Origin of the sequence: Pseudonocardia nigra (assembly GCF_019396355.1) — a bacterium.
Classification (GTDB): Bacteria; Actinomycetota; Actinomycetes; order Mycobacteriales; family Pseudonocardiaceae; genus Pseudonocardia; species Pseudonocardia nigra.
Genome location: NZ_JAHKRK010000056.1, coordinates 15,526 through 37,424, shown reverse-complemented (window position 1 = coordinate 37,424; position 21,899 = coordinate 15,526). Strand labels below are relative to the sequence as shown.

Here is a 21,899-nt window from a genome sequence, read left to right as displayed (position 1 = left end):
CGGGCGACTCGCGGGACGGAAACGGGCGACTCGCGGAACATCCGCGAGTCACCCGTTCTGCGCTGCCGAGTCGCCCGTCCTCGCCGGGCGAGTCGCCCCGTCGCCGGGGCGGAGGGTCAGTCGTCGGGGTCGTCGGTGACCGTGTCGGACGCCGAGTGCCCGTTCGGCGACTTCACCGATACCTTGCTCCGCCCCCGGCGCTGGGTCGGGCGGGGCGGCGGCGGGGGCGACTGCACCGAGGGCCCGCGGCCCAGGATCAGCTCCGCGAACGTGGCCATGGCCTCGTCCAGCTGGCCGGCGTTGCGGCGCTCGGTCTCGGAGTGGGCCTTCTCGACGAGCGCGGTCAGCGACGCGACGTCCGGCCGCTCGACGATGGCGGCGTCCAGCTTGCCGAACTTCGCGTCGATCTCCCCGCCGAGGGTGCCGATCCGCCCGGACATGCCCTCCTCGAGGGTGTCGAGGCGGCCGCCGAGGGAGTCCAGCCGGGCGGCGAGGGACTCCAACCGCTGGGCGAGCGCGTCGAGCGGCTCGGTCGGGTCGACGGCTGGGCGCGCGGCCAGGTCCTCGAGCCGGCGGTGCAGGCCGATGCTGGTGTCGCCGAGCAGGTTGCGCAGGCCCTCGCCGGACTCGTCGACGGAGCGGAGGGCGGCGTCGAGCTGCTCGCGGACGTTGCGGTCGATCCCGTCGATCCGCTCCTTGATCGGCGTGCCGACGGAGGTCGGCATCGCGTCGAGGCGCATCTCGTGGCGGTCGAGCCGGTTGTCCAGGTCGTCGAGGCGCTTGTGCAGGCCGCCGAGCCGGTCGTCGAGGCCGTCCATGCGGCCCGAGACGCCTTCCAGCCGCCCGGCCATGCCGTCGAGGCGGCCGTCGAGCTGCGCGATGGGCTTGGCCATCTTGTCCGGCATCGCCTCGACCGCCCGCAGGACGGACGCGATCGCGACGTCCTGCGCGTCGAGCTTGGCCACCGTCTCGTCCAGCCGCTCGGCGAGGACGCTGACCTCCGTCCGGTCGGGCAGTTCGGTGAGCCGCTTGCGCACGGTGCCGAGGGCGTCCAGCGCGGCGAGGCGAGCGTGGATCTCGTCGAGCGAGTCGAAGATCTGCTGCTGCTCGCTGTCGCGGATCTCCGCGGCGCGCACCAACATCCCACGCATGCGGTCGAACGAAAGGGTGGAGTCATTGCTCATGGCGGCGGGGAGCTTCCTCTGAGCCGGACATCGGGGTAGTGCACGACAGAGGGTAGCGATCCCCGTACTTCACCCGTCCGCGGCTCCCTGTTCGACGGCGTTTGCCCCGTTCGGAGCCCTGCCTGCCCCGATCGGAGCAGTGGTCCGCCACCTGCGGAGGAAGATCGAGAGGGGTGCTCTAGCGTGACGCTCGTGCCAGCGCCGCTGAACCTCGACTCCGTCCGCGACGCGCCGAAGGTGCTGCTCCACGATCATCTGGACGGCGGGCTGCGGCCGTCCACGATCATCGAGCTGGCCGAGGCGACCGGGTACCTGGGCCTGCCGAGCAGGGACGCGGGCGAGCTGGGGTCCTGGTTCCTCGGCGCGGCCCACTCCGGTTCGCTCGAGCGCTACCTGGAGACGTTCGGGCACACGGTCGCGGTGATGCAGACGCGCGACGCGCTGGTGCGGGTGGCCGCCGAGTGCGCGGAGGATCTGGCGGCCGACGGCGTCGTCTACGCCGAGGTCCGGTTCGCCCCCGAGCTGCACGTCGAGGGCGGGCTCGCGCTCGACGCCGTGGTCGAGGCCGTCCTGGAGGGCTTCCGGACCGGTGCCGTCCGTGCCGTGGAGCACGGCAGGCGCATCCGCGTGGGCTGCCTGCTCACCGCGATGCGCCACGCCGCCCGTTCCAGCGAGATCGCCGAGCTGGCCGTCCGCTACCGGGACGCCGGCGTGGTCGGCTTCGACATCGCGGGGGCGGAGGCCGGGTTCCCGCCCACCCGCCACCTCGACGCCTTCGAGTACCTGCGCCAGCAGAACGCGCACTTCACGATCCACGCGGGCGAGGCGTTCGGCCTGCCGTCGATCTGGGAGGCACTGCAATGGTGCGGGGCCGACCGGCTGGGCCACGGCGTGCGCATCGTCGACGACATCACCGTCGACGCCGACGGCGTCCCGCACCTGGGTCTGCTCGCCGCCTACGTGCGCGACAAGCGGATCCCGCTGGAGATGTGCCCGACGTCGAACGTGCACACCGGCGCGGCCGGGTCGCTGGCCGAGCATCCGATCGGGCTGCTCACGAAGCTGCGCTTCCGCGTCACGGTGAACACCGACAACCGGCTGATGTCCGGGGTCTCGATGAGCAGCGAGATGGCCGCGCTCGTCGAGACGTTCGCATACGGGTGGGCCGACCTGCAGTGGTTCACGGTCAACGCGATGAAGTCGGCCTTCCTCGGGTTCGACGAGCGGCTGGCACTGATCAACGACGTGATCAAGCCGGGGTACGCGGCCCTTCTCGCCTGACGAGCGCGGCCGCGCACAGCGCCGTCAGCCACGAGAACCCGATGGCGATCGACGCTCGCTGGAGCAGCCCGCCGACGCGGACGACGGACGGGGCCTGGTTGAACGCCGCACCGGAGCCGACGAACGTGGCGAGCATCGTCAGCGCCGTTCCGCCCGAGCAGGCCGCCCAGCGGGGACGACCGCCGCGTAGCTGGGACCTCGCGTACACGAGCGCGGCCGCCGGGATCCCGAGGAAGGTCGCGACGCCGGAGAGGTCGTGCACCACACCGGCCGGGGTCGGCTCGGCCGGGACGTCCGGCGTGCCCTGCGGATAGCCGCTCACCGGATCCGTGGGAAAGGCCGCGGACCCGAGCAGGCCGACGGCGGCGGCGCCGACGAGCACCGGACCGACGCGGCTGCACAGCGCATCGTCGCGGGTCCGCGCGAGGCCGACGGCCCCGGCCAGGTAGAGGGCGCCGGCCGTGGCGAAGTTCGCGACGTGCACCCAGCCGCGGGGGCCGAGCGCGAGTGAGCTCACCGGGTGCCGCAGAGGGTCGTAGCCCGGCCGGAGGGCGCCCTCGGCGAGGAAGGTGGCGACGAACAGCGGTCCGGCGGCGGCGCCGCAGCGCAGCAGCGTGCGGGTGCTTCGGCGGGTCACGGGCCCAGCGTGGCCGCGCCGCGGATCTTTGTCAACCAGAGTTGACGGCTCAGTGGGTGCGGAACCGTGCGGTGACGTCCTCGACCAGCTCCCGGAACCGCGCCGCCTCGGCGTCGAACGGCGGGCTCGGCGCCAGTCGCGTGGGGTCCGGCTTGACGACGAACGACACCAGCCAGCCCAGCGCCTGCGACTCGGCGAGTGCCTCGCGCGCCTCGTCGTCGCCCGCCCAGTCGCCCACGTCGAGCAGCAGCTCGGTGGCCAGCTCCAGCTGCGAGGGGTCGACGGCGAGCGTGCCTTCCGCGATGTCCTGGTCGAGCCCCGTCAGGGTGTAGGAGTTCAGGTCGTCGACCTGCACCTCCAGCTCGCCGACCGCGGCCCGCTCGACCACCTCCGGCCACGTCGACGCGGCCACCAGGTCGTGGCCCTCCGCGCCCTCCTCGCCGACCCACCGGGCGAGGGTCCGCTCGCTGGTGAAGACGTCGATGCGGCCGTCGGAGCCGAGGAACACCGCGGTGTCGTCCAGGTAGCAGCGCAGGGTGATGAACTCGCCGTCGCGGGTGGTGATGCGGACCGGGTCGATCCCCACCTCCTCCCAGAAGCCCGCGGGGCGGTCGTCGTCGGTGTCGCCCTCCTCCACGGAGTCGGCGTCCTCGTCGGCGTCCTCGTCGACCACCACCTCCTTCTCGGCGGCGGCGAGCGCGCCGGCGTCCACCTCGGGGGTGGCGACCATGTCGTCGAGGGCGTCGATCACCTCGTCCCAGCGCTCGGCGATCGTCTCCACGAGCTGGGTCCACAGCCGTCCGCCCTCGCGGCCGACGAACGGGAGCGTGCCCTGCCGGAGCAGCCCGAAGCCGGGGGCTGCAGCGAGCACCTCGGTGACGGCGTCGAGCTCGCAGACGTCGGCGATCGACCGGACCATGTCGGTGATCTCGGCGAGCTCGCCGACCGTCCAGGTGTCGGGGTCCTGGGCGACCAGCTCGGGCACGCCGACGATGTCGTAGCGCTGCGTCTGGTCCGGGGTCAGCTCGGCGACGCTGAGGTCCGGCACCACCGACCAGGCCGGATGGTCGATGAGGTCGTGCTCGCGGACGGTGCGCACGAACGCCGCCAGGCGGGCGACCTCGGGGAAGGCGAACAGGTGCTCGTCGTCGCCGAGGAAGGCCTCCCACTCCTCGCCGTCCTCGCGCCACCGCGGGGCCCACAGCGTGACGAGATCGCCGTCGGTGAGCGAGAGCTGGATCGGGACGATGTCGCTGGCCACGGCGAAAGCCTAGGGCTCCGGTCCGTGTCGGTCCGCTCGGGGCACTTGACCGACCGACAAGGAAAATGCACTATCACTGCACAAACTTCTTGCGTTCTTCTGAGGGCGATGTCCTTCCAGGGTCGCCTTGGTCACCGTGGACCGATCGAAGAGAAAAGGATCAGCGATGACGACGACGAGAAGACGCGCGCTCGGCAGTGGGCTCCTCGCGGTGCTGGCTGCGCTCGCCATGACGCTGGCGCCCGCGACGGCGGCAGCGCAGCCGGCCGGTAACCCGTTCGAGCGGGGTCCGGCGCCGACCGAAGCGAGCATCGAGGCGGCGCGCGGCCCGTACGCGGTCGCAGACGCCTCGCTGTACGACTTCCAGACCCCCGGCTTCGGGTCGGGGACGATCACTTACCCGACCACGACCAGCGACGGGACCTTCGGTGTCGTCGCGATCTCGCCGGGATACACCGCGTCGGAGTCGACCATCGCCTGGTTGGGCCCTCGCATCGCGTCGCAGGGCTTCGTCGTCATCACCTTCAACACGAACTCCCGCTACGACCAGCCCGCCGAGCGTGGTGAACAGCTGCTCGCCGCGCTCGACTACGTCACCCAGGAGTCCTCGGTCCGCGACCGGGTGGACCCGAACCGCCTCGCCGTGATGGGGCACTCCATGGGTGGCGGTGGCGCACTGGAAGCGGCATCGGACCGCCGGTCGATCGAGGCAGCCGTCCCGCTGACCGGCTACAACCTGGACAAGACCTGGTCCGAGGTCGACGCGGCCACCTTGGTGATCGGGGCAGAGCAGGACTCGATCGCGCCGGTTTCCCGGCACTCCATCCCGTTCTACGAGAATCTCACCGGCGCCGAGGAGCGCGCCTACCTCGAGCTGAACAACGTCGACCACTTCGCGCCGAACAGCCCGAACACGACGATCGGCAAGTACAGCATCGCCTGGCTCAAGCGCTTCGTGGACGACGACACCCGGTACACCCAGTTCCTCTGCCCCGGGCCGAGCGCGGGAGCAGCGCTGTCGGACGTCCGGAACAGCTGTCCGATCGGCTGATCGGCTGATCGGCGCACCGCCGCGTCGGCCGGCCTCCGTCCCCGTCCAGAATGGGCGGTATGACGGAGGCCGAGTCGCTGCCCACCCCGGCCGTGGACGGTCGTACGGCCCGGCGACAGCGCACCCGTGCAGCGATCGTCGACGCACTCCTCGACCTCGTGCGTGAGGGTGAGCTCAAGCCCACCGGCGCCAAGATCGCGGCCAGAGCGCAGATCTCGCAGCGGGCGCTGTGGGCCAACTTCGCCGATCTCGAGACCCTCTACCAGGCGACCGGCCGTGTCCTGCTGGATCGCCACGACGAGCTGGCCATGGACATCCCGGTCGACCTGCCCCGCGCCGAACGCATCGCCCGGTTCTGCGCCCAACGCGCCGAGTTGCACGAGCTGATTTCGCCGTTCGCCAGGGCGAACCGGCTGCGCGAGCCGTTCTCCGCTGCCCTGCGCCGAAATCGGCGGCGATACCTGGACCGCATCGCGGCGGACATCGAGCGGGTGTTCGACGAGGAGCTCCGCCTGGCGGGACCGGGGCGCGCCGACCGCGTGGCCGCGCTGGTGGCCTGCGCCAGCTGGTCGTGGTGGTCCATCCTCCGGGAGGACCTGGCCATCGACGTCGAGCGGGCCGTCCAGCTCATGGAGCTGACCGTGGCGGGCGTGCTGGAGACCGCCGCCCAGGTGCCGATCAGCGGCCCACCGGGTGCCACACCGTCTTGATCTCGGTCCAGGCCCGCAGTCTGGTGACCCCCGGTGCGCGGGTCGGGTCCGGTTCGGCGGCCGGTCGCGGCAGCACGCGCTTGACCGTGGCGGCGGCGTCGCGCTCGAGGTCGGCGGCCAGGTCCTCCGGCGCGCCTGCCAGGTCGAGCGCCGCCACCTCGGCGTGCGCGGCGAGCCACGGCGCCAGCTCGGCGACCCGCCCGGTGAGCAGGTTGGCCACCCCACCCGGCACGTCGGACGTGGCGAGCACCTCCGCGAGCTCGATCGCGGGCAGCGGGCGCCGCTCGGCCGCCACGACCACCGCGGTGCAGCCGGTGGCCAGCACCGGGGCGAGCACGTCGACCAGCCCGAGCAACGACGATCCCTGCGGCGCGAGCACGCCGACGACGCCGGTGGGCTCGGGCGTCGACCAGTTCACCAGTGGCCCTGCCACGGGGTTGACCGAGCCGAACACGCTGGCGACCTTGTCGGTCCACCCGGCGTACCAGACCCAGCGGTCGACCGCCGCATCCACGAGCCGGGTCGCCTCGGCGCGCGGCAGCCCCTCGGCGTCGGCCACCGCGTCGACGCACTGGTCGCGGCGACCCTGAAGCATCTCCGCCACCCGGTAGAGCACCTGGCCCCGGTTGTATGCGGTGGCCCCGGACCAGCCGGGGAAGGCGGCGCGGGCGGCGCTCACGGCGTCGCGCACGTCCTTGCGCGAGGCCAGCGCGGCGTGCGCGAGGAGGCGGCCGTCGGCGGCGGTGACGGGGTAGCTGCGCCCCGACTCCGAGCGCGGGAACGCCCCGCCGACGTACAGCTTGTAGGTCTTGGCCACGGTCAGCCGTGCGTCCGGGCGAGGGGTCACGCGTGCAGGCTACGCGGCGCCGCCGAGGCACGACGTGCGATCCGACCTGCGTTTACTCCGCAGGCAGCTCGTAGTGGAGTTCGTAGCGTTCGCCCGCCGCGGTGATGATGTTGAGCTCGACCGGGCGGACCCCGGTGTGGGCGATGCGCCGGATCCGGTAGACGGCCGCGCCGACCGGGATGCCGAGCTGATCCGCCTCGGGCTCGGACGCGTGGCCGATCCGTACAACTTCGGTGAAGTGGGTCAAGGCGTGTCCGGCGTCCTCGAGCCGCGCATAGATGCCACCCGGACCGGTGTCCTCCTGCTCGATCGCAGTGCCTGATGTGAGCTCACGCGGAAGATAGCTGGTGGCGAGCTGGACGGGCTGGTCGTCGGCGAAGTGCACTCGGTCGCGCACGAGCACCTCACTGCCGGGATCGAGTCCGAGTTCGGCGGCGACGTCGCCGTCCGCCGCCTCCGTGCGGATCTCGACATCGACCCGAACGGTCCACCCACTGTTGTGGGCGTCCGTGGTGAACGTGCCGCGTCCGGCCGTCCGCTCGGCACGGCTGAGGCGATTGCGGGCCAACCGCATCACCGGCCGATGTGGACGGACGTACACCCCTGATCCGGTGAGGCCGACCACCAGGCCCTCGGCGCGCAGAGCGTTGATCGCGTTGACGACGGTCTGCGGCGCGACGGAGTAGCGCTGCACGAGTTGGCTGCGACTTGGTAGCCGGGCGCCCGGGGCGTACTCACCGCCCTCGATCGCCCCCCGCAGGTCGGCGGCGATGTCGCGCCACGTGGTTCGGGCCTCGGGCATGCCGCGACGGTAGTTGGCTATTCAGCTGCCGACGACCGGGGGCTGCAGAAGTCGCCCAACTGATGCGGCGAGCGCTGTTGTCGAGCTGTATGCACAGCTGTCATGATTCTCGGGGCACTGTATATACAGATTGGGGGGCGGGATGGATGAGCTCGCGTTCACTGTCCACGTCACGAGGGCAGACATCAGTGGCGGCGTCGAGGTGATCTTTCAGACGGAGCGGGACGCCCGGGCGTTCGCGAAGTCCCGATCGCAGGACCAGGGGGTGCTGTCGGCGAGCGTCACCGGCTTCCTGATCGGTGTCTTCGGGAGTCGGCAGCCCGTGGCCTGGTACTCGGACGGCAACGAGCAGCCACCCAGGTACCACGGCTCGAAACGGCAGTTCTACCCAACATGACGCCGCACGATTGGATCAGGCGGACAGGTACGCCTCCAGGCCGATCCGGCCGCCCTCGCGTCCGAACCCGGACTCGCGGTAGCCGCCGAACGGGGCGGTGGGGTCGAAGCGGTTGAAGGTGTTGGTCCACACCACACCGGCCCGCATGCGCTGAGCCGTCCAGAGCGCCTTGGCGCCCTTCTCGGTCCAGATGCCCGCCGAGAGGCCGTAGGCGGTGTTGTTGGCCTTCGCCACCGCCTCGTCCGGCGTGCGGAACGTGAGCACCGACAGCACCGGGCCGAAGATCTCCTCGCGGGCCACGCGCATGGTCTGCTCGACGCCGGAGAACACGGTGGGCGGGAAGTACAGCCCGCGCTCGGGCAGCGGGCAGGGGCTCGTCCAGCGCCGCGCGCCCTCGGCGTCGCCCGCGTCGGCGAGCGTCGTGATCCGCTCCAGCTGCGCGCGGGAGTTGATGGCGCCGACGTCGGTGTTCTTGTCCATCGGGTCGCCCACGCGCAGCGTGGCGATCCGGGCGCGCAGGAGCTCGTCAAACTCCTCCGCGATCGACTCCTGCACCAGCAGTCGGGAACCCGCGCAGCAGACGTGCCCCTGGTTGAAGAAGATGCCCTCCACCACGCCGTCCACGGCCTGGTCCAGGGCGGCGTCGGCGTAGACGATGTTGGCGGCCTTGCCGCCGAGCTCCAGCGTGAGCCGCCGCCCGGTGCCGGCCAGCGTGCGCTGGATCTCCTTGCCCACGTCGGTGGAACCGGTGAAGGCCACCTTGTCGAGGCCGTCGTGGCGCACGAGGCCCGCGCCGACGTCGCCCGCCCCGGGCAGCACGTTGAGCACACCGGGCGGGAGCCCGGCCTCCGCGGCGATCTCGGCGAGCACCAGCGCCGTGAGCGGGGTGGTCTCGGCGGGCTTCAGCACGACGGTGTTGCCGCACGCCAGCGCGGGCGCGATCTTCCAGACTGCCATGAGCAGCGGGAAGTTCCACGGGATCACCGCGCCCACCACCCCCACGGGGCGGGGACGCGGGCCCAGCCCGGCGAACTCGAGCTTGTCGGCCCAGCCGGCGTGGTGGAACAGGTGCGCCGACGCGGTGGGGACGTCGACGTCGCGCGACTCGCGGATCGGCTTGCCGTTGTCCAGCGTCTCCAGCACCGCGAGCTCGCGGGCCCGCTCGGCCACCACGCGCGCGATCCGGAACAGGTACTTGGCCCGCTCGGCGCCCGGCATCGGGCCCCACGTCGTCTCGTGGGCGCGGCGGGCGGCGGCCACGGCGCGGTTGACGTCGGCGGGCGCGGCGGTGCCGACCTCGGCCAACGCCTCCTCCGTGGCCGGGTTGACCGTCTTGAGCGGCTCGCCGCCGCCGTCGACGAACTCCCCGTCGACGAACGGGCGGTAGTGCTCACGCAGGTTCGCCACTGTTGTCGACTCCGGCGCCGGTGCGTACTGCCAGGCCATCACGTTCCTCCGATCCGGTCACGGTCGGCGTAGTGGCCCTCGAGCTGGGTGCGCCGCTGCCGCAGGAGGTCGCCCAGCAGCGCGGATGCCCCGAACCGGAACCGCTCCGGGGTGAGCCACTCCGGCCCGACGACCTCGTTGACGGCCACCAGGTGCCGGATCGCGTCCTTCGCCGTGCGGATGCCGCCTGCGGCCTTGACGCCGCGGTACTCGCCGGTGAGCCGGTGCCAGTCGCGCACGGCCTGCAGCATCACCTGCACCACCGGCAGGGTGGCGGCGGGGGAGACCTTGCCCGTGGAGGTCTTGATGACGTCGGCGCCCGCGAGCAGCGCGAGCCAGGATGCGCGGCGCACGTCGTCGTAGCCGGCGAGCTCATCGGTCTCCAGGATCACCTTCAGGTGGGCGCTGCCGCACGCCTGCTTCACGGCGACGATCTCGTCGTACACGGCGCTGCAGCGGCCGGTGAGGAACGCGCCGCGGTCGATCACCATGTCGATCTCGGTGGCGCCCGCCTCGACGGCGAGCGCGGTGTCGGCGAGCTTGACCGCGCGCGACGAGCGCCCGGACGGGAACGCCGTGGCGACCGCGGCGACGCCGACGGGGGACCCGCGCAGCGCCTCGGCGGCGACCCCGGCGAGATCGGGGTAGACGCAGACGGCGGCGACCGGTGGCACGTCGGGGTAGTCGATGTCGGGCCGTCGGGCCTGCGCGCACAGCGACCGCACCTTGCCCGGCGTGTCCGCACCCTCCAGCGTCGTCAGGTCGATCATCGAGATCGCCATGTCGATGGCCTGGAGCTTCGACTCCTTCTTGATGCTGCGCGTGGCCAGTGTGGCGGCACGCCGTTCCAGGCCGACCTGGTCGATGCCGGGCAGCCCGTTCAGTAGGCGCCGCAGGGACGCCTCGTCCGTCGCGATCAAGCCGACTTGTGCAGACGGACGACGCCGACGGTGACGTCCTCCAGACCGCCACGGTCGAAGTCGCGGCGCAGCTGGTCGGCCTTGAGCGTGGCCGTCAGCCCGTCGAACGGTCCGTGGGCGTCGACCTCCCCGGTCTGGGGGTCGACGGCCAGCACGACGTATCCGTCGCACTGCGTGAGCTTCTCCGCCGCTGCGACTAGCGTCGCCTCGTCGGAAGTCGTGTTCTCCGGCAACCGGATCACCTCCTAGTCATCTAGTACAGCGTCGGGGGCGGCTCCGGTGTGACAGTGTTTGTGGCATACCACCCGTTCGGGTCAGGGTGAATCTCGCTGATGATCACGCGCGGTGCTGATCGGCGAACTCTGAGCGCATGAACTGGGCTACTTACCCTCGCAGCATGACGATCTTGACACTCTTCGTGATCAACCCAGCCCGTCCGCGAGAGCGCGATCCGGGGTCCGTGCGGAGTCGGTAGCGGGCGTTCCCCCACGCGTTCGAGGGCTCTCCCCGGCGGGTGTCACACACAGGTTTCCTCCTTTGCGCAGTGTGAACGCGGTGACACGATCGCGGCCATGCGCACCCTTCGCACCCCCGACGACAGGTTCGCCCACCTCGCCGGCTTCGACCACCCGCCGCACTATGCCGAGGTCCCGGACGGCGACGGCGGGACGCTGCGGATGGCCTGGGTCGAGCAGGGCCCTGCGGACGGGCCGGTCGTGCTGCTCCTGCACGGCGAGCCGAGCTGGTCGTTCCTCTACCGCACCGCGATGCCGGTGCTCGCCGGCGCCGGGCTGCGGGCCGTGGCGCCCGACCTCGTCGGGTTCGGCCGATCCGACAAGCCCGCCGAGATCGGCGACCACAGCTACGCCCGGCACGTCGAGTGGATGCGCGCGCTCACCTTCGACGTGCTCGACCTGCACGGCGTCACGCTCGTCGGGCAGGACTGGGGCGGACTGCTCGGGCTGCGTCTGGTGGCCGAGCACCCGGACCGGTTCGCGGCCGTGGTGGCGGCCAACACCGGGCTCCCCACCGGCGATCGCGACATGCCCGAGGTGTGGTGGCAGTTCCGGCGGGCCGTGGAGAAGGCGCCCGAGCTGGACGTCGCCCGCCTGGTGCAGTCCGGCTGCCGCACCCGGTTCACCCCGGAGGTCCGGGCCGCCTACGACGCCCCGTTCCCCGACGAGAGCTACAAGGCGGGGCCCCGGGCGATGCCGCTGCTCGTGCCGACCCGGCCCGACGACCCGGCGACCGAGGCCAACCGGGCCGCGTGGGCGGCGCTCTCGAGCAGCGACATCCCGTTCCTGTGCGCATTCAGCGACGGCGACCCGATCACCGCCGCGATGGAGCCGATCCTGCGGCGCGCGATGCCCGGTGCCGCGGGGCGGGAGCATCCGACGATCGTCGGCGCCGGGCACTTCCTGCAGGAGGACGCCGGCCCGGAGCTGGCCGCCGAGGTGGTGCGCTTCGTCAGCGGGCTCGGCGCAGCCCCGGCGCGGTGAGCAGCACGCCGAGCACCGCGGCGACCACCGGGACGACCAGGCCGGCGCGGTAGCCGTCGAGCATCGCCTGCGGCGACGCAGCGCCCTCCGTGGCGGCCACGATCACCGCCGTGGCGACCGCGAGGCCGAGTGCGGCGCCGAACTGGAACGACGTCGTCAGCAGTCCGCTGGCCAGGCCCTGCTCGCCGGCGTCGACCCGGTCGGTGGCCGCGATCGTGAGCGGCCCGTAGGCGAGTGCGAACGCCACCCCCAGCACGAGCAGGGCCGGCAGCATCGCGACGAAGGTCCAGTCCAGCCCGACCGGCAGGAACAGGGCGTAGGACAGTGCGGCGAGCGCCAGCCCGGCGACGAGCACGCGCGCGTTGCCGAAGCGCCGGACCAGCCACGGGGTGAGCGTCGGGGCGAGCACGGCGTCGATGCCCGCCACGGCGAGCGCGAGGCCCGTCTCGATCTCCGACCAGCCGCGCAGCTCCTGCAGGTACAGCACGACGATGAACTGGAACCCGATGAACGACCCGATCAGCAGCAGGGCGCCGGCGTTGGCGCGCAGCAGCGGGGCGGACCGCAGGATGCCGAGCCGGACGAGCGGAGCGGCCGCGCGGCGCTCCGCGGCGACGAACGCGACGAGCAGCGCGAGGCCCGCGGCCAGCGTGGCGGCGGTGACGCCCACCTCCACGTCGGGCGCGCGCACCACCGTGACCACGAGCAGCACCATCGCGCCGGTCAGGCTCGCCGCCCCGGCGATGTCGAACCCGCCGGCGGGCCGCGGCGCGGCCGGATCGCGCGGGACCACCAGCAGCGCCGCCACCAGCAGCGCGGCCGCCATCAGCACCGGGGCGAAGAACACCCACCGCCAGTCGACCGCGGTGAGCAGGCCCCCGACGACCATGCCGAGCGAGAACCCGCCCGCGCCCGCCCCGGCGTAGACGAGCAGTGCCCGGTTGCGGGCGTGGCCCTCGGCGAACGTCGTGGTGATGATCGACAAACCTGCAGGTGCGAGGAAGCCCGCCGCCACGCCCGTCGCGAACCGGGCGAGGACGAGCACCCAGCCCTCGGTGGCGAGCCCGCCGAGGCCGGAGAAGGCCACGAAGACCGCGAGCCAGACGAGGAACATGCGGCGGCGGCCCAGCAGGTCGGCGGCGCGCCCGCCGAGCAGCACGAACCCGCCGTACCCGAGGACGTAGGCGCTGACGACCCACTGCAGCGCGCTCGTCGACAGGCCGAGCTCGGCGCGGATGGACGGCAGGGCGACGCCCATCATCGAGACGTCGACGCCCTCGAGGAACACCGCCCCGCTGAGGACGAGCAGCAGCCCCCAGGCGCGGCCGGTCATGCGCTCGGGGGCGACGAGCGCCGGGGACGAGGATGCGGACACGGTGTCTCCTATTCGGTTCTCTCTTGTAACCGACCGCATCGTGCGTCACCATCAGCAACTGTGGAAGAAGGCACTTCGAAGTCACTGACGCACCCCGGCGGCACCGTCTGCGACATCAGCGACGCCTTCCAGTGGGACACCCGGGAGGACTGCGAGGTCCGCCAGATCCTCGACCGGATAGCCGCCAAGTGGTCGCTGCTGGTCATCGCCCTGCTCGACCGGCGCTCGATGCGGTTCACCGAGCTGCTGCGCCAGATCGACGGGGTCAGCCAGCGCATGCTCACCGTCACACTGCGCCAGGTCGAGCGCGACGGGCTGGTGCGTCGCACCGTGCACCCGGTGGTGCCGCCCCGGGTCGACTACGAGCTCACCGCGCTCGGCTGCTCGCTGCACGACACCATCCAGGCGCTCGTCACCTGGACCGAGGCGCACCAGATGGAGATCGCCGCGGCCCGCGCCGCCTACGACGCCGGCCGTTAGCCTCTGTGCCATGGACGTGCAGGTCGTCGACCACCCCCTGGCCAAGGCGCGGCTCTCCACGCTTCGCGACGCGCGCACCGACAACGCCGCGTTCCGCGCCGCGCTGCGCGACCTGACCCTGATGCTGATCTACGAGGCCACCCGTGACGCCCCGGTCGCGACCGCCCCGCTCTACACGCCGGTGGCGCGCACGGTTGGCTACCGGCTGGCCAACCCGCCGCTGCTGGTCCCCGTGCTGCGCGCCGGGCTCGGGATGGTGGACGCGGCGCAGGCGCTGATGCCGGAGGCGCAGATGGGCTTCGTCGGCCTGGCCAGGGACGAGACCACGCACCAGCCCACGCCGTACATGGAATCACTGCCCGAGTCGCTCGACGGGCGGCCCGTGTTCGTACTCGACCCGATGCTCGCCACCGGCGGCTCGATGGCCCACACGATCCGGCTGCTCACCGAGCGTGCCGCCGCCGACGTCACCGCGATCTGCGTGCTCGCCGCGCCGGAGGGTGTGGAGCACCTGCGGGGCAGCGGGCTGCCGGTCCGCGTGATCACCGCGAGCATCGACGAGCGGCTCAACGACTCCGCGTTCATCGTCCCCGGCCTGGGCGACGCGGGGGACCGCCAGTTCGGCGCGGTGCCGTAGGCCGGCGACCAACGGGAGACGGCCCGGCAGCTGGAGTGCCGGAGCGGTCGGGAACGGGTCCGTTGCGCCGGCGGAACGCTGCCTCAGCCGCGCCGAAGTGCCGTTCGTGGGTACGGGCGAGTCGTCACCCGGGCACACTGGCGATCTCGCTGATGGTCCGGACGAACGCGCGGGTCCGGGGAGTGTCCTGGTCCGACGGCCAGAGGAGTCCGTACTCGATGGGCGGCGCGTCCCGGAAGGGGACGAAGGCGAGGTCGGGACGGCCGTAGTACTGGCCGGCGCGCAAGCACGTGGGCGAGACGCCTTTTCCGGCGGCGACGAGGGCGAGCACTTCCTGCCAGTACGTGGCCGCCGGACCGCGCGGGATGGGCTTGCCCGCAGGTGCCCGCTGTGGATAGTGCAGGTCCAGCATGTACTGCGGGAGGGCTCCTGCGGTGGTCACCAGCGGGCTGTCGGCGTAGTCCTCCAGGGAGACCGAATCGCGTCCGGCGAGCGGGTGGTCCGCGGGGACGATGAGGGCGCGGAGTTCCTGGCGGATGACCGGACCGGTGATGATGTCGGGTTCGTCGATGGGCAGCTCGGTGAGCTGGAGGTCGAGTTCACCGGCTCGCAGGGGGCCGAGGGGGTCGTGGATCTGCACCTCCTGGATCCGGATGTCGCAGTCACCAGCCGCCGGGCGGCCCTCCGCGCATCATCTCGAAGTGCTGCGCGGCGACGTCGTCGAGCAGGTGCGCAAGCGCAAGGAGCAGCCGGGTGGTGAGCTACAGGTGCACGGCAGCTGGCAGCTGGTGCGCACCCTGCACGACGCCGGGCTCGTCGACACCTACCGGTTGCTTCAGTTCCCGGTCGTCGTCGGGGCCGGCAAGCGCCTGTTCGCCGACGGCGCCGCACCGGCCACCTACGAGGTCACCGAGTCGGAGGTGCTGAGCGGAGGTGCGGGTGCGGTCTCGCTCACCCTGCGCCAGGCCGGGTTCGGCACCACCGGCGTCGGTGAGTTCGTGGTGCGCGACGGCCAGGAGGCCGTCGTGTGAGCACGCCGCGAGCGACAGGTGCCCGGCCCGGCACGGAGAACCGCAGAAGGGGGATGTATCCCACCGGGGATCAGGCGCTGTCGGCTCGCGGCGCGGCGGCCGTCGTGCGCGAGCTGAAGGACCGGGAAGAGGTGATCGACGCGTTGTACCGGTTCGGCCTGGGACTGGACCTGCAGGACAGGCACCTGCTGGTATCGGCACTCGCGGCCGATGCCGAGCTGGATGCCCGTTCGGTACACCGGCGACCCCGCCGCCGTCTTCTGCCGGTAGATGCTCCTCCTGCCGGCGACGGCACCGGCGCCGCGGTCGAGATCGTGCTGGGCCCACACCAGGCCGAGCAGCGATCGCGGCGCCGTGGGGTGGATCGGTACGGCATGCAGGGCGAGCCGGACGCCTTCGCCCAGCGGCTGCGCGAGGTGCTCGACGGGGCGTGACTCCGGCCGGCGGCCGCCGGCGGAAGTATCACGATTCCGCTCGGTTGGCTCCCCGGTGGCGCTACGCTGCGAGCCATGTCGCGGGTGAACGACGTCGGCGGGCAGTCCGGCTTCGGGCTGGTCGCCGTCGAACCGGACGAGCCGCCGTTCCACGCCGACTGGGAGGCGCGGGTTTACGCGCTCAACGTCGCGATGCTGCGGCGGGGGGTCTACAACCTCGACCAGTTCCGCGATGCGATCGAGCGGATGCCGCCCGCCGAGTACCTCGCGGCGTCGTACTACGAGCGTTGGTTGGCGGCCGTGGAGTCGTTGACGGCATCTGCGGCTCCCGGAATGCGTCCGGACGATGACTGAGCCGCGGTTCGCCGTCGGTGACCGGGTGCGCGCCCGGGCCGTGGATCCGTCCCACCACACCCGGCTTCCCCGGTACGCCCGGGGCCACGTCGGCGAGGTGGTGGAGGTACAGGGGACGTGGCCGCTGGCCGACGACCGGGCGCGGGGGTTCGCGGAGTCGCGGGTCGAGCCGGTGTACACGGTCCGGTTCCCCGCCGGCGCGCTCTGGGGGTCGCCGGGCGGGCACTGGGTGCAGGTGGAGTTGTGGGAGTCCTACCTGGAGGTCGTGCCGTGACCGGTCACCACTCGAACTCGGAGATCGCGGTCCGGGTGCGCCGGCTGGAGGAGCGGCTGATCGGCGCGGGACTGACCAGCGACGACCAGCTCGACGGCATTATCGGGCAGGTCCTGTCCGGATCTCCGGTGAACGGCGCTCGGGTCGTGGCCCGCGCCTGGGTCGACCCCGCGTTCCGCGACCGGCTGCTGGTCGACGCGAACGGGGCGCTCGGTGAGCTCGGCCTGTCGATGAGCACCGGACCGCAGGCGCAGCGGCTCACCGTCGTCGCGAACACCCCCACGACGCACAACGTGCTCGTGTGCACGCTGTGCTCGTGCTACCCGATCAGCCTGCTCGGTCCCTCGCCGTCCTGGTACAAGAGCGAGGCGTACCGGTCGCGCATCGTCCGCGAGCCACGAGCGGTGCTGGCCGAGTTCGGGCTGGGGCTCCCCGAGGAGACGGAGATCGTCGTGCACGACACCAGCGCCGAGAGCAGACACATGGTGCTCCCCATGCGCCCAGAGGGCACCACAGGGCTGGGTGAGGCCGAGCTGGCGGTGCTCGTCACCCGTGACGGGCTGATCGGAACCGCCGCGGTGTAGTGCCGGGCACTGCCTGCACCCGCCCCCTCGGCGGATCCGTGGTCCGCCTTCCCGACGAGTACGAGGACGCCACGGCCTCAGGTCGGGGCGATCGTCGCGGCGACGGTCGCGCCGAGCTCCCAGCACGCCTCGAGCGCGGCCTTGTCCGGCGCGCCGGTGACCTCGACCGGGGCCGTGACCGCGCGCCAGTCGAGCCCGTCCGCGATCCCGGTGACCGCGCGCACCGCTCCCTCGACGCCCAGGTTGCCGTGGACGTAGAGGCCGTAGGGCAGGCCGTGCGTGTCGTCCCCGCAGACGTAGTAGACGGTGTCGAAGAAGTGCTTGAGCGCCCCGGACATGTAGCCGATGTTGGCGGGCGTGCCGAGCACGATCCCGTCGGCGGCGAGCAGGTCGGACGCCGTGGCGGCCAGCGCGGCCCGGCGCACCACCTCGACCCCGGTGATCTCGGGGTCGGACGCCCCGCGCACCACGGCGTCGAGCAGCTCCGCCGTGGCGGGCGACGGCGTGTGGTGGACGATCAGCAGCCGGGTCATGCACCCTCCTTCGACCTCAGCAGCGTGTGGACCTCGTCGCGCATCCTGTCGAGGCGGGTCCCGGCGGCGGTGCGGGCGGCCGCGAGCCCGTCGGCATCCGGCACCGGCTCGACGACCTGCAGGTACGCTTTGAGCTTCGGCTCCGTGCCCGACGGGCGGATCACCAGGCGTTCGCCCTCTCGGCGCAGCACGAGCACGTCGGGCGCCGGGCGCTCGGCCGTCCACCCCTCCGGAGGAGCGCTGCGGAGCCGCTCGACCGCGGCGTCGCGCGCGGCGGGCTCCATCCGCAGCGAGACACCCTCGGTGCGGTACACCCCATGGGCGACGGCCAGCTCGTCGAGCCGGTCCGGCAGCCCCCGCCCGGCGTCCTTCAGGCCGGCCGCGAGATCGCAGGCGAGCACCGCGGCGGCGATCCCGTCCTTGTCCCGTACGGCGTCCGGATCGACGCAGTAGCCGAGCGCCTCCTCGTAGCCGAACACCAGACCCGGGCCGCCGCGCACGATCCACTTGAAGCCGGTGAGCGTCTCGGCGTACCGGGCCCCGTACGCCTCCGCGACGGACGCCAGCATCGACGACGAGACCACGGTCGTCGCGACCAGCGGATCGTCGTACCCGCCCGACCGGAGCAGGTGGTCGCCGAGCAGCACGCCCGTCTCGTCGCCGGTGAGCATCCGCCAGCCGTCCCTGCCCGGCACGGCCAGCGCGCAGCGGTCGGCGTCGGGGTCGAGGGCGACGGCGAGGTCGGCGTCCACCTCCGCCGCGAGCGCGAGCAACGCGTCGGTGGCGCCCGGCTCCTCCGGGTTGGGGAAGCTGACGGTCGGGAAGTCGGGGTCCGGCGCGGCCTGGGACGGCACGACGTGCACGTCGGTGAAACCGGCGCGGTGCAGGGCGTGCACGGCGGTGGCGCCGCCGACGCCGTGCATCGGGGTGAGCGCCACCCGCAGCTGCCGGGCCGCGCCGCGCGGCATCCGCCCGACCCGCTCGAGATATGCATCGGTGACATCGGCCGTCTGGATCGCGCCGCCGGTCGGGATCGAGACGGCGGCCGGTGCGGCCCCGATCGCAGCCTCGATCTCGGCGTCGGACGGCGGCGCGAGCTGGGCCCCGTCGGCGAGGTAGACCTTGTAGCCGTTGTCGGCGGGCGGATTGTGCGATGCGGTGATCTGCACCCCGGCCACCGCGCCGAGCTCGCGGACGGCGAACGCGAGCACCGGCGTCGGCAGCGGCGAGGGCAGCGTCCGCACGGTGAAGCCCGCGCCGGCGAGCACCTCCGCGGCCGCCGCAGCGAAGGCCTCGGAGCCGTGCCGGGCGTCGCGCCCGACCACCACGGTGCCGCGCACGCCGTCGCGGGCCAGCCACGCGGCGAGCCCGGCGGTCGCCCGCCGGACCACCGCGACGTTCATCCCGGCCGGCCCCGCCCGCACCGGCCCGCGCAGCCCGGCCGTCCCGAAGCGCAGCATCCCGGCCATCCGGTCGGCCAGCTCGTCGGCGGACCCGTCGCTGTCGGCCATCGCCGCCGCCAACACCTGCTGGAGCTCGGCGCGCGTCGCCGGGTCGGGGTCGTCGGCGATCCAGCGCATCGCCGCGTCGCGCAGCGCGGGTCGCAGCGGCGCGGGTCGGGGCGGGGTCATGCCCGGGCGATCAGGTCGCGCAGCAGCTCGCCCATCCGCCCGGCCGACGCCGCGCCCGCGGCCAGCACCTCGTGGTGGTCGAGCGGCTCACCGGTGATGCCCGCGGCCAGGTTGGTCACGAGCGACAGCCCGAACACCTCCACGCCGTCGGCGCGCGCCGCGATCGCCTCCAGCACCGTGGACATCCCGACGAGGTCGGCGCCGAGCCCACGCAGCATCCGGATCTCCGCGGGCGTCTCGAAGTGCGGACCGGACAGGCCCGCGTAGACGCCCTCCGCCAGCTCGGGGTCGATCTCCAGGGCGAGCTTGCGCAGCCGGGGCGAGTAGAGGTCGGTCAGGTCGGTGAACCGCGGCCCGACGAGCGGGGAGCGGCCCGTCAGGTTGATGTGGTCGGAGATCAGCACCGGCTCGCCCACGCGCATGCCGTCGCGGATGCCACCCGCGGCGTTGGTGAGCACCACGGTGCGGCAGCCCGCGGCCGCCGCGGTGCGCACGTTGTGCGCCACCCGCTCGATGCCGTGGCCCTCGTACAGGTGCGTGCGGCCGAGCAGGACGAGCACCCGGCGGTCCCCGACGACGAGCGACCGGATGGTGCCGCGGTGCCCGGCGACGCCGGGCGGGACTAACCCGGGCAAGTCGGCCATCATCAGCTCGTGCGTCGGCTCGCCGAGCACGTCGGCCGCCGGTCGCCACCCCGAGCCCAGCACGACGGCCACGTCGTGGGCGTCCACGCCGGTCGCGGCGGCGATGGCCGCTGCTGCGACCGCGGGCGTTCCGGTGTCCTCGTCGGTCATGGGCGGCAGCCTACGGGCGGGCGATCAGGCCGCGGTGGCGGCGAAGCCGCCCGCCAGCCGCTCGAACAGGTCGGCGGAGGTGCCGCCGCCCGCGACGCGCGGCACGGTGAGCGTGACCGTCCACGCCCACTGCTCCGCGGGCACGATCCGCCGCCACGACATCCGCTCGGCCGACGCGTAGCGCAGCTCGACGGACCCGTCCCCGTTCGCGGCGGGCGCGTCGAGCACCTCCCCGGCCACCGCCTGCGCCTCCTCGGCGGACGCCGCGCGTGCCACCGTGAGCTCCTCGGTGCCGTCCGGGCTCACGAAGCTGACCGACGCCTCGCCCGCGCCGGGTTCGAACGGGTACCTGGTCCAGCCCGCCGGCACCGGGACCGTGAAACCGAGGCCGTCGACGTGCTCCGTGAGGTCGGTGCGGGCCGAGGTGACGTTCATCGTGGTCAGGGGCGACTGCCCGCCGAGCATCCGGGTGGCGGTCCAGCCGCCGAACGCGCCGGCCAGGACGACGGCCGCGCCGGCGACCACCAGTCCGGCGGCGGCCCAGCCCGACACCGGGGTCTGGACCCGACGGGTGGCGGCGACCCGGGACCCGCCCGGGCGGGGAGTCACCGGCAGCGCACCCGGCGACGTCGCGAGCGGGGCGGCGCCGACCGCGGGGCGGGCGCCCGTCGGCGCGGGCGACAGCGGTGCCGGGGCCCTCGTGCCGGTCCGCTCCGCGGGGGCCTGCGGCATCGACACCGGGACGGCGGACGCCAGCGTCGGCGCGTCCGGGGAACCGGGGTAGACCGGGTCGTCCGGGGCGCCGATCAGCGGGCGCAGGCGCTGTCGCACCTCGTCGAGCGGCATCCGCGCGTCCGGGTCCTTCACCATCAGCGCGCTGATCACGTCGACGACCGGCCCCGATCCCCGCGGGCGCGGCACCTCGCCGTCCACCACCTCGGTGATGGTCGACACCGGGTCCCCGTGCACGTCGTAGGGCGCGCGGCCCTCGATCGCGGCGAACAGCGTGGCCCCGAGCCCCCAGAGGTCGGCGGCAGGCGTGACGGCGTGCCCCGCCGCCACCTCGGGGGCGATGTAGGCGGGGGAGCCGAGAACCAGCCCTGCGCTCGTCATCGGGGCGTCGGCGATGTTGCGGGCGATGCCGAAGTCGGTGAGCTTGACGCGGCCGTCGTCGGCCACGAGCACGTTGCCCGGCTTCACGTCGCGGTGCGTGATGCCGCTGCGGTGCGCCGCCCGGAGCCCGCCCGCCGTGGCGAAGCCGACGACCGCGACCTGCTGGACGGTGAGTGCCCCGTGCTCGGCGATGAGGGTGGCGAGGTTGCGTGAGGGGACCAGCTCCATCACGACCATCGGCTCGCCGTCGGAGTCGACGACGTCGAAGACAGTGATGATGTTGGGGTGCGAGAGCCCGCCCAGCGCCCTCGCCTCGCGCATGATGCGCTCCCTGGCCTCCTCGACCTCGTGGTCGGGGACGCCGGGCGGGACCTTCAGCTCCTTGACCGCGACGCGCCGCTGCAGCACCTCGTCGTAACCCGACCAGACGGTGCCCATCGCGCCGGCGCCGAGCAGCCCGGACAGCCGGTACCGGCCACCGATGCGGCGTACCTGGTCGTCCTCCGGGTTCCCCTGCGACACGCACCCATTGTGACGAGCCGCCGATCACGCAGCGCTGCCGACCCCGAATCGTGACCGACCACGGCTGCCGCAGCGCATAGCGGACCCAGGAGCGGGTAGGTA

General features: G+C 73.0%; 26 protein-coding genes. 12 read left to right on the top strand and 14 right to left on the bottom strand.

Annotated elements, in window-relative coordinates; genetic code table 11:
* Window positions 1–116: 116 nt before the first annotated feature.
* Window positions 117–1,151 (bottom strand): PA containing protein, encoded by a 1,035-nt coding sequence (locus KME75_RS16480; RefSeq protein WP_246632209.1) that lies wholly within the window; start codon window positions 1,149–1,151, stop codon window positions 117–119.
* A gap of 225 nt (window positions 1,152–1,376) precedes the next feature.
* On the opposite strand from KME75_RS16480, the gene KME75_RS16475 reads away from it, so the two are divergent.
* Window positions 1,377–2,465, top strand: coding sequence for an adenosine deaminase (locus KME75_RS16475; RefSeq protein WP_219415712.1), 1,089 nt, complete (start codon window positions 1,377–1,379; stop codon window positions 2,463–2,465).
* Here KME75_RS16475 and KME75_RS16470 read toward each other — a convergent pair.
* Window positions 2,434–3,102 (bottom strand): DUF998 domain-containing protein, encoded by a 669-nt coding sequence (locus KME75_RS16470; RefSeq protein ID WP_308282826.1) that lies wholly within the window; start codon window positions 3,100–3,102, stop codon window positions 2,434–2,436. The two genes, KME75_RS16475 and KME75_RS16470, sit on opposite strands and share 32 nt — an antisense overlap.
* A 49-nt stretch (window positions 3,103–3,151) precedes the next feature.
* Window positions 3,152–4,363 (bottom strand): SatS C-terminal domain-containing protein, encoded by a 1,212-nt coding sequence (locus tag KME75_RS16465; protein ID WP_219415707.1) that lies wholly within the window; start codon window positions 4,361–4,363, stop codon window positions 3,152–3,154.
* Between the two features lie 166 nt (window positions 4,364–4,529).
* Here KME75_RS16465 and KME75_RS16460 point away from each other — a divergent pair, with 166 nt between their 5' ends.
* A complete protein-coding gene (locus KME75_RS16460) occupies window positions 4,530–5,414 on the top strand; it encodes an alpha/beta hydrolase family protein (RefSeq protein ID WP_219415706.1) in 885 nt (294 codons plus the stop codon).
* A 59-nt stretch (window positions 5,415–5,473) separates the two neighbouring features.
* The gene (locus KME75_RS16455) at window positions 5,474–6,124 is read left to right on the top strand and encodes a TetR/AcrR family transcriptional regulator (RefSeq protein WP_219415705.1); all 651 of its coding nucleotides are present in this window, start codon (window positions 5,474–5,476) and stop codon (window positions 6,122–6,124) included.
* On the opposite strand, the gene KME75_RS16450 is transcribed toward KME75_RS16455, so the two are convergent.
* Complete coding sequence (locus KME75_RS16450; protein WP_219415710.1) at window positions 6,093–6,941, bottom strand: aldehyde dehydrogenase family protein; 849 nt, start codon at window positions 6,939–6,941, stop codon at window positions 6,093–6,095. The two genes, KME75_RS16455 and KME75_RS16450, sit on opposite strands and share 32 nt — an antisense overlap.
* Before the next feature lie 82 nt (window positions 6,942–7,023).
* Window positions 7,024–7,773 carry a GntR family transcriptional regulator gene (locus KME75_RS16445; protein ID WP_219415704.1) on the bottom strand — a complete coding sequence of 250 codons (750 nt, stop codon included), beginning with the start codon at window positions 7,771–7,773 and terminating at the stop codon, window positions 7,024–7,026.
* Between the two features lie 142 nt (window positions 7,774–7,915).
* On the opposite strand from KME75_RS16445, the gene KME75_RS16440 reads away from it, so the two are divergent.
* Complete coding sequence (locus KME75_RS16440; RefSeq protein WP_219415703.1) at window positions 7,916–8,170, top strand: hypothetical protein; 255 nt, start codon at window positions 7,916–7,918, stop codon at window positions 8,168–8,170.
* A gap of 15 nt (window positions 8,171–8,185) precedes the next feature.
* Here KME75_RS16440 and KME75_RS16435 read toward each other — a convergent pair whose 3' ends face one another.
* Genes KME75_RS16435 through KME75_RS16425 form a run of 3 tightly spaced genes read right to left on the bottom strand, consistent with a single transcriptional unit; the run spans window position 8,186 to window position 10,778 of the window.
* Window positions 8,186–9,616 (bottom strand): aldehyde dehydrogenase family protein, encoded by a 1,431-nt coding sequence (locus tag KME75_RS16435; protein WP_219415702.1) that lies wholly within the window; start codon window positions 9,614–9,616, stop codon window positions 8,186–8,188.
* The gene (deoC, locus tag KME75_RS16430) at window positions 9,616–10,536 is read right to left on the bottom strand and encodes a deoxyribose-phosphate aldolase (protein WP_219415701.1); all 921 of its coding nucleotides are present in this window, start codon (window positions 10,534–10,536) and stop codon (window positions 9,616–9,618) included. Before deoC ends, KME75_RS16435 begins: the two co-directional genes overlap by 1 nt.
* Window positions 10,533–10,778, bottom strand: a complete 246-nt coding sequence (locus KME75_RS16425) for a hypothetical protein (protein WP_308282824.1) — start codon at window positions 10,776–10,778, stop codon at window positions 10,533–10,535. Before KME75_RS16425 ends, deoC begins: the two co-directional genes overlap by 4 nt.
* A 330-nt stretch (window positions 10,779–11,108) precedes the next feature.
* Here KME75_RS16425 and KME75_RS16420 point away from each other — a divergent pair, with 330 nt between their 5' ends.
* Complete coding sequence (locus tag KME75_RS16420; RefSeq protein WP_219415699.1) at window positions 11,109–12,035, top strand: haloalkane dehalogenase; 927 nt, start codon at window positions 11,109–11,111, stop codon at window positions 12,033–12,035.
* On the opposite strand, the gene KME75_RS16415 is transcribed toward KME75_RS16420, so the two are convergent.
* Window positions 12,004–13,410 carry an MFS transporter gene (locus tag KME75_RS16415; RefSeq protein ID WP_308282823.1) on the bottom strand — a complete coding sequence of 469 codons (1,407 nt, stop codon included), beginning with the start codon at window positions 13,408–13,410 and terminating at the stop codon, window positions 12,004–12,006. The genes KME75_RS16420 and KME75_RS16415 overlap by 32 nt on opposite strands.
* 60 nt (window positions 13,411–13,470) lie before the next feature.
* Here KME75_RS16415 and KME75_RS16410 point away from each other — a divergent pair, with 60 nt between their 5' ends.
* Together KME75_RS16410 and upp are read left to right on the top strand one after the other, a co-directional pair.
* Window positions 13,471–13,890 (top strand): winged helix-turn-helix transcriptional regulator, encoded by a 420-nt coding sequence (locus KME75_RS16410; protein ID WP_219415698.1) that lies wholly within the window; start codon window positions 13,471–13,473, stop codon window positions 13,888–13,890.
* A 10-nt stretch (window positions 13,891–13,900) separates the two neighbouring features.
* On the top strand, window positions 13,901–14,527 hold the full coding sequence (upp, locus tag KME75_RS16405) for a uracil phosphoribosyltransferase (protein ID WP_219415697.1): 627 nt from the start codon (window positions 13,901–13,903) through the stop codon (window positions 14,525–14,527).
* A 124-nt stretch (window positions 14,528–14,651) separates the two neighbouring features.
* On the opposite strand, the gene KME75_RS16400 is transcribed toward upp, so the two are convergent.
* Complete coding sequence (locus tag KME75_RS16400) at window positions 14,652–15,182, bottom strand: LysR substrate-binding domain-containing protein (RefSeq protein ID WP_308282827.1); 531 nt, start codon at window positions 15,180–15,182, stop codon at window positions 14,652–14,654.
* On the opposite strand from KME75_RS16400, the gene KME75_RS16395 reads away from it, so the two are divergent.
* The 5 genes from KME75_RS16395 (at window position 15,064) to KME75_RS16375 (ending at window position 17,204) form a co-directional block, all read left to right on the top strand.
* Window positions 15,064–15,558, top strand: coding sequence for a dihydrofolate reductase family protein (locus KME75_RS16395; RefSeq protein WP_308282822.1), 495 nt, complete (start codon window positions 15,064–15,066; stop codon window positions 15,556–15,558). The two genes, KME75_RS16400 and KME75_RS16395, sit on opposite strands and share 119 nt — an antisense overlap.
* A 53-nt stretch (window positions 15,559–15,611) precedes the next feature.
* Window positions 15,612–15,992: a hypothetical protein gene (locus tag KME75_RS16390; protein ID WP_219415694.1), complete on the top strand. Its 381-nt coding sequence runs from the start codon at window positions 15,612–15,614 to the stop codon at window positions 15,990–15,992.
* A gap of 75 nt (window positions 15,993–16,067) precedes the next feature.
* A complete protein-coding gene (locus KME75_RS45000; RefSeq protein ID WP_219415693.1) occupies window positions 16,068–16,346 on the top strand; it encodes an SH3-like domain-containing protein in 279 nt (92 codons plus the stop codon).
* On the top strand, window positions 16,339–16,620 hold the full coding sequence (locus tag KME75_RS44995) for an SH3-like domain-containing protein (protein WP_219415692.1): 282 nt from the start codon (window positions 16,339–16,341) through the stop codon (window positions 16,618–16,620). Before KME75_RS45000 ends, KME75_RS44995 begins: the two co-directional genes overlap by 8 nt.
* Complete coding sequence (locus KME75_RS16375) at window positions 16,617–17,204, top strand: nitrile hydratase subunit alpha (RefSeq protein WP_219415691.1); 588 nt, start codon at window positions 16,617–16,619, stop codon at window positions 17,202–17,204. The genes KME75_RS44995 and KME75_RS16375 overlap by 4 nt, the downstream gene beginning before the upstream one ends.
* Before the next feature lie 77 nt (window positions 17,205–17,281).
* Here KME75_RS16375 and KME75_RS16370 read toward each other — a convergent pair whose 3' ends face one another.
* The 4 genes from KME75_RS16370 to KME75_RS16355 are packed head-to-tail and all read right to left on the bottom strand — an operon-like array spanning window position 17,282 to window position 21,797.
* Window positions 17,282–17,737, bottom strand: a complete 456-nt coding sequence (locus KME75_RS16370; protein ID WP_219415690.1) for a flavodoxin family protein — start codon at window positions 17,735–17,737, stop codon at window positions 17,282–17,284.
* Window positions 17,734–19,368, bottom strand: coding sequence for a phospho-sugar mutase (locus tag KME75_RS16365; protein WP_219415689.1), 1,635 nt, complete (start codon window positions 19,366–19,368; stop codon window positions 17,734–17,736). Before KME75_RS16365 ends, KME75_RS16370 begins: the two co-directional genes overlap by 4 nt.
* Window positions 19,365–20,162, bottom strand: coding sequence for a purine-nucleoside phosphorylase (locus tag KME75_RS16360; protein ID WP_219415688.1), 798 nt, complete (start codon window positions 20,160–20,162; stop codon window positions 19,365–19,367). Before KME75_RS16360 ends, KME75_RS16365 begins: the two co-directional genes overlap by 4 nt.
* A gap of 24 nt (window positions 20,163–20,186) precedes the next feature.
* Entirely contained in the window at window positions 20,187–21,797 is a 1,611-nt protein-coding gene (locus KME75_RS16355) for a serine/threonine-protein kinase (RefSeq protein WP_219415687.1), read from the bottom strand.
* Window positions 21,798–21,899: the final 102 nt, after the last annotated feature.

What these genes read in the sequence shown, in the direction of transcription:
- KME75_RS16360 (WP_219415688.1), bottom strand. Translation starts at nt 20,162, where the DNA reads ATGACCGACGAGGACACCGGAACGCCCGCGGTCGCAGCAGCGGCCATC.
- upp (WP_219415697.1), top strand. Translation starts at nt 13,901, where the DNA reads ATGGACGTGCAGGTCGTCGACCACCCCCTGGCCAAGGCGCGGCTCTCC.
- KME75_RS16480 (WP_246632209.1), bottom strand. Translation starts at nt 1,151, where the DNA reads ATGCGTGGGATGTTGGTGCGCGCCGCGGAGATCCGCGACAGCGAGCAG.
- KME75_RS16435 (WP_219415702.1), bottom strand. Translation starts at nt 9,616, where the DNA reads ATGGCCTGGCAGTACGCACCGGCGCCGGAGTCGACAACAGTGGCGAAC.
- KME75_RS16370 (WP_219415690.1), bottom strand. Translation starts at nt 17,737, where the DNA reads ATGACCCGGCTGCTGATCGTCCACCACACGCCGTCGCCCGCCACGGCG.
- KME75_RS44995 (WP_219415692.1), top strand. Translation starts at nt 16,339, where the DNA reads ATGACTGAGCCGCGGTTCGCCGTCGGTGACCGGGTGCGCGCCCGGGCC.
- KME75_RS16365 (WP_219415689.1), bottom strand. Translation starts at nt 19,368, where the DNA reads ATGACCCCGCCCCGACCCGCGCCGCTGCGACCCGCGCTGCGCGACGCG.
- KME75_RS16420 (WP_219415699.1), top strand. Translation starts at nt 11,109, where the DNA reads ATGCGCACCCTTCGCACCCCCGACGACAGGTTCGCCCACCTCGCCGGC.
- KME75_RS45000 (WP_219415693.1), top strand. Translation starts at nt 16,068, where the DNA reads ATGTCGCGGGTGAACGACGTCGGCGGGCAGTCCGGCTTCGGGCTGGTC.
- KME75_RS16455 (WP_219415705.1), top strand. Translation starts at nt 5,474, where the DNA reads ATGACGGAGGCCGAGTCGCTGCCCACCCCGGCCGTGGACGGTCGTACG.
- KME75_RS16445 (WP_219415704.1), bottom strand. Translation starts at nt 7,773, where the DNA reads ATGCCCGAGGCCCGAACCACGTGGCGCGACATCGCCGCCGACCTGCGG.
- KME75_RS16390 (WP_219415694.1), top strand. Translation starts at nt 15,612, where the DNA reads ATGTATCCCACCGGGGATCAGGCGCTGTCGGCTCGCGGCGCGGCGGCC.
- KME75_RS16440 (WP_219415703.1), top strand. Translation starts at nt 7,916, where the DNA reads ATGGATGAGCTCGCGTTCACTGTCCACGTCACGAGGGCAGACATCAGT.
- KME75_RS16460 (WP_219415706.1), top strand. Translation starts at nt 4,530, where the DNA reads ATGACGACGACGAGAAGACGCGCGCTCGGCAGTGGGCTCCTCGCGGTG.
- KME75_RS16395 (WP_308282822.1), top strand. Translation starts at nt 15,064, where the DNA reads ATGACCGGACCGGTGATGATGTCGGGTTCGTCGATGGGCAGCTCGGTG.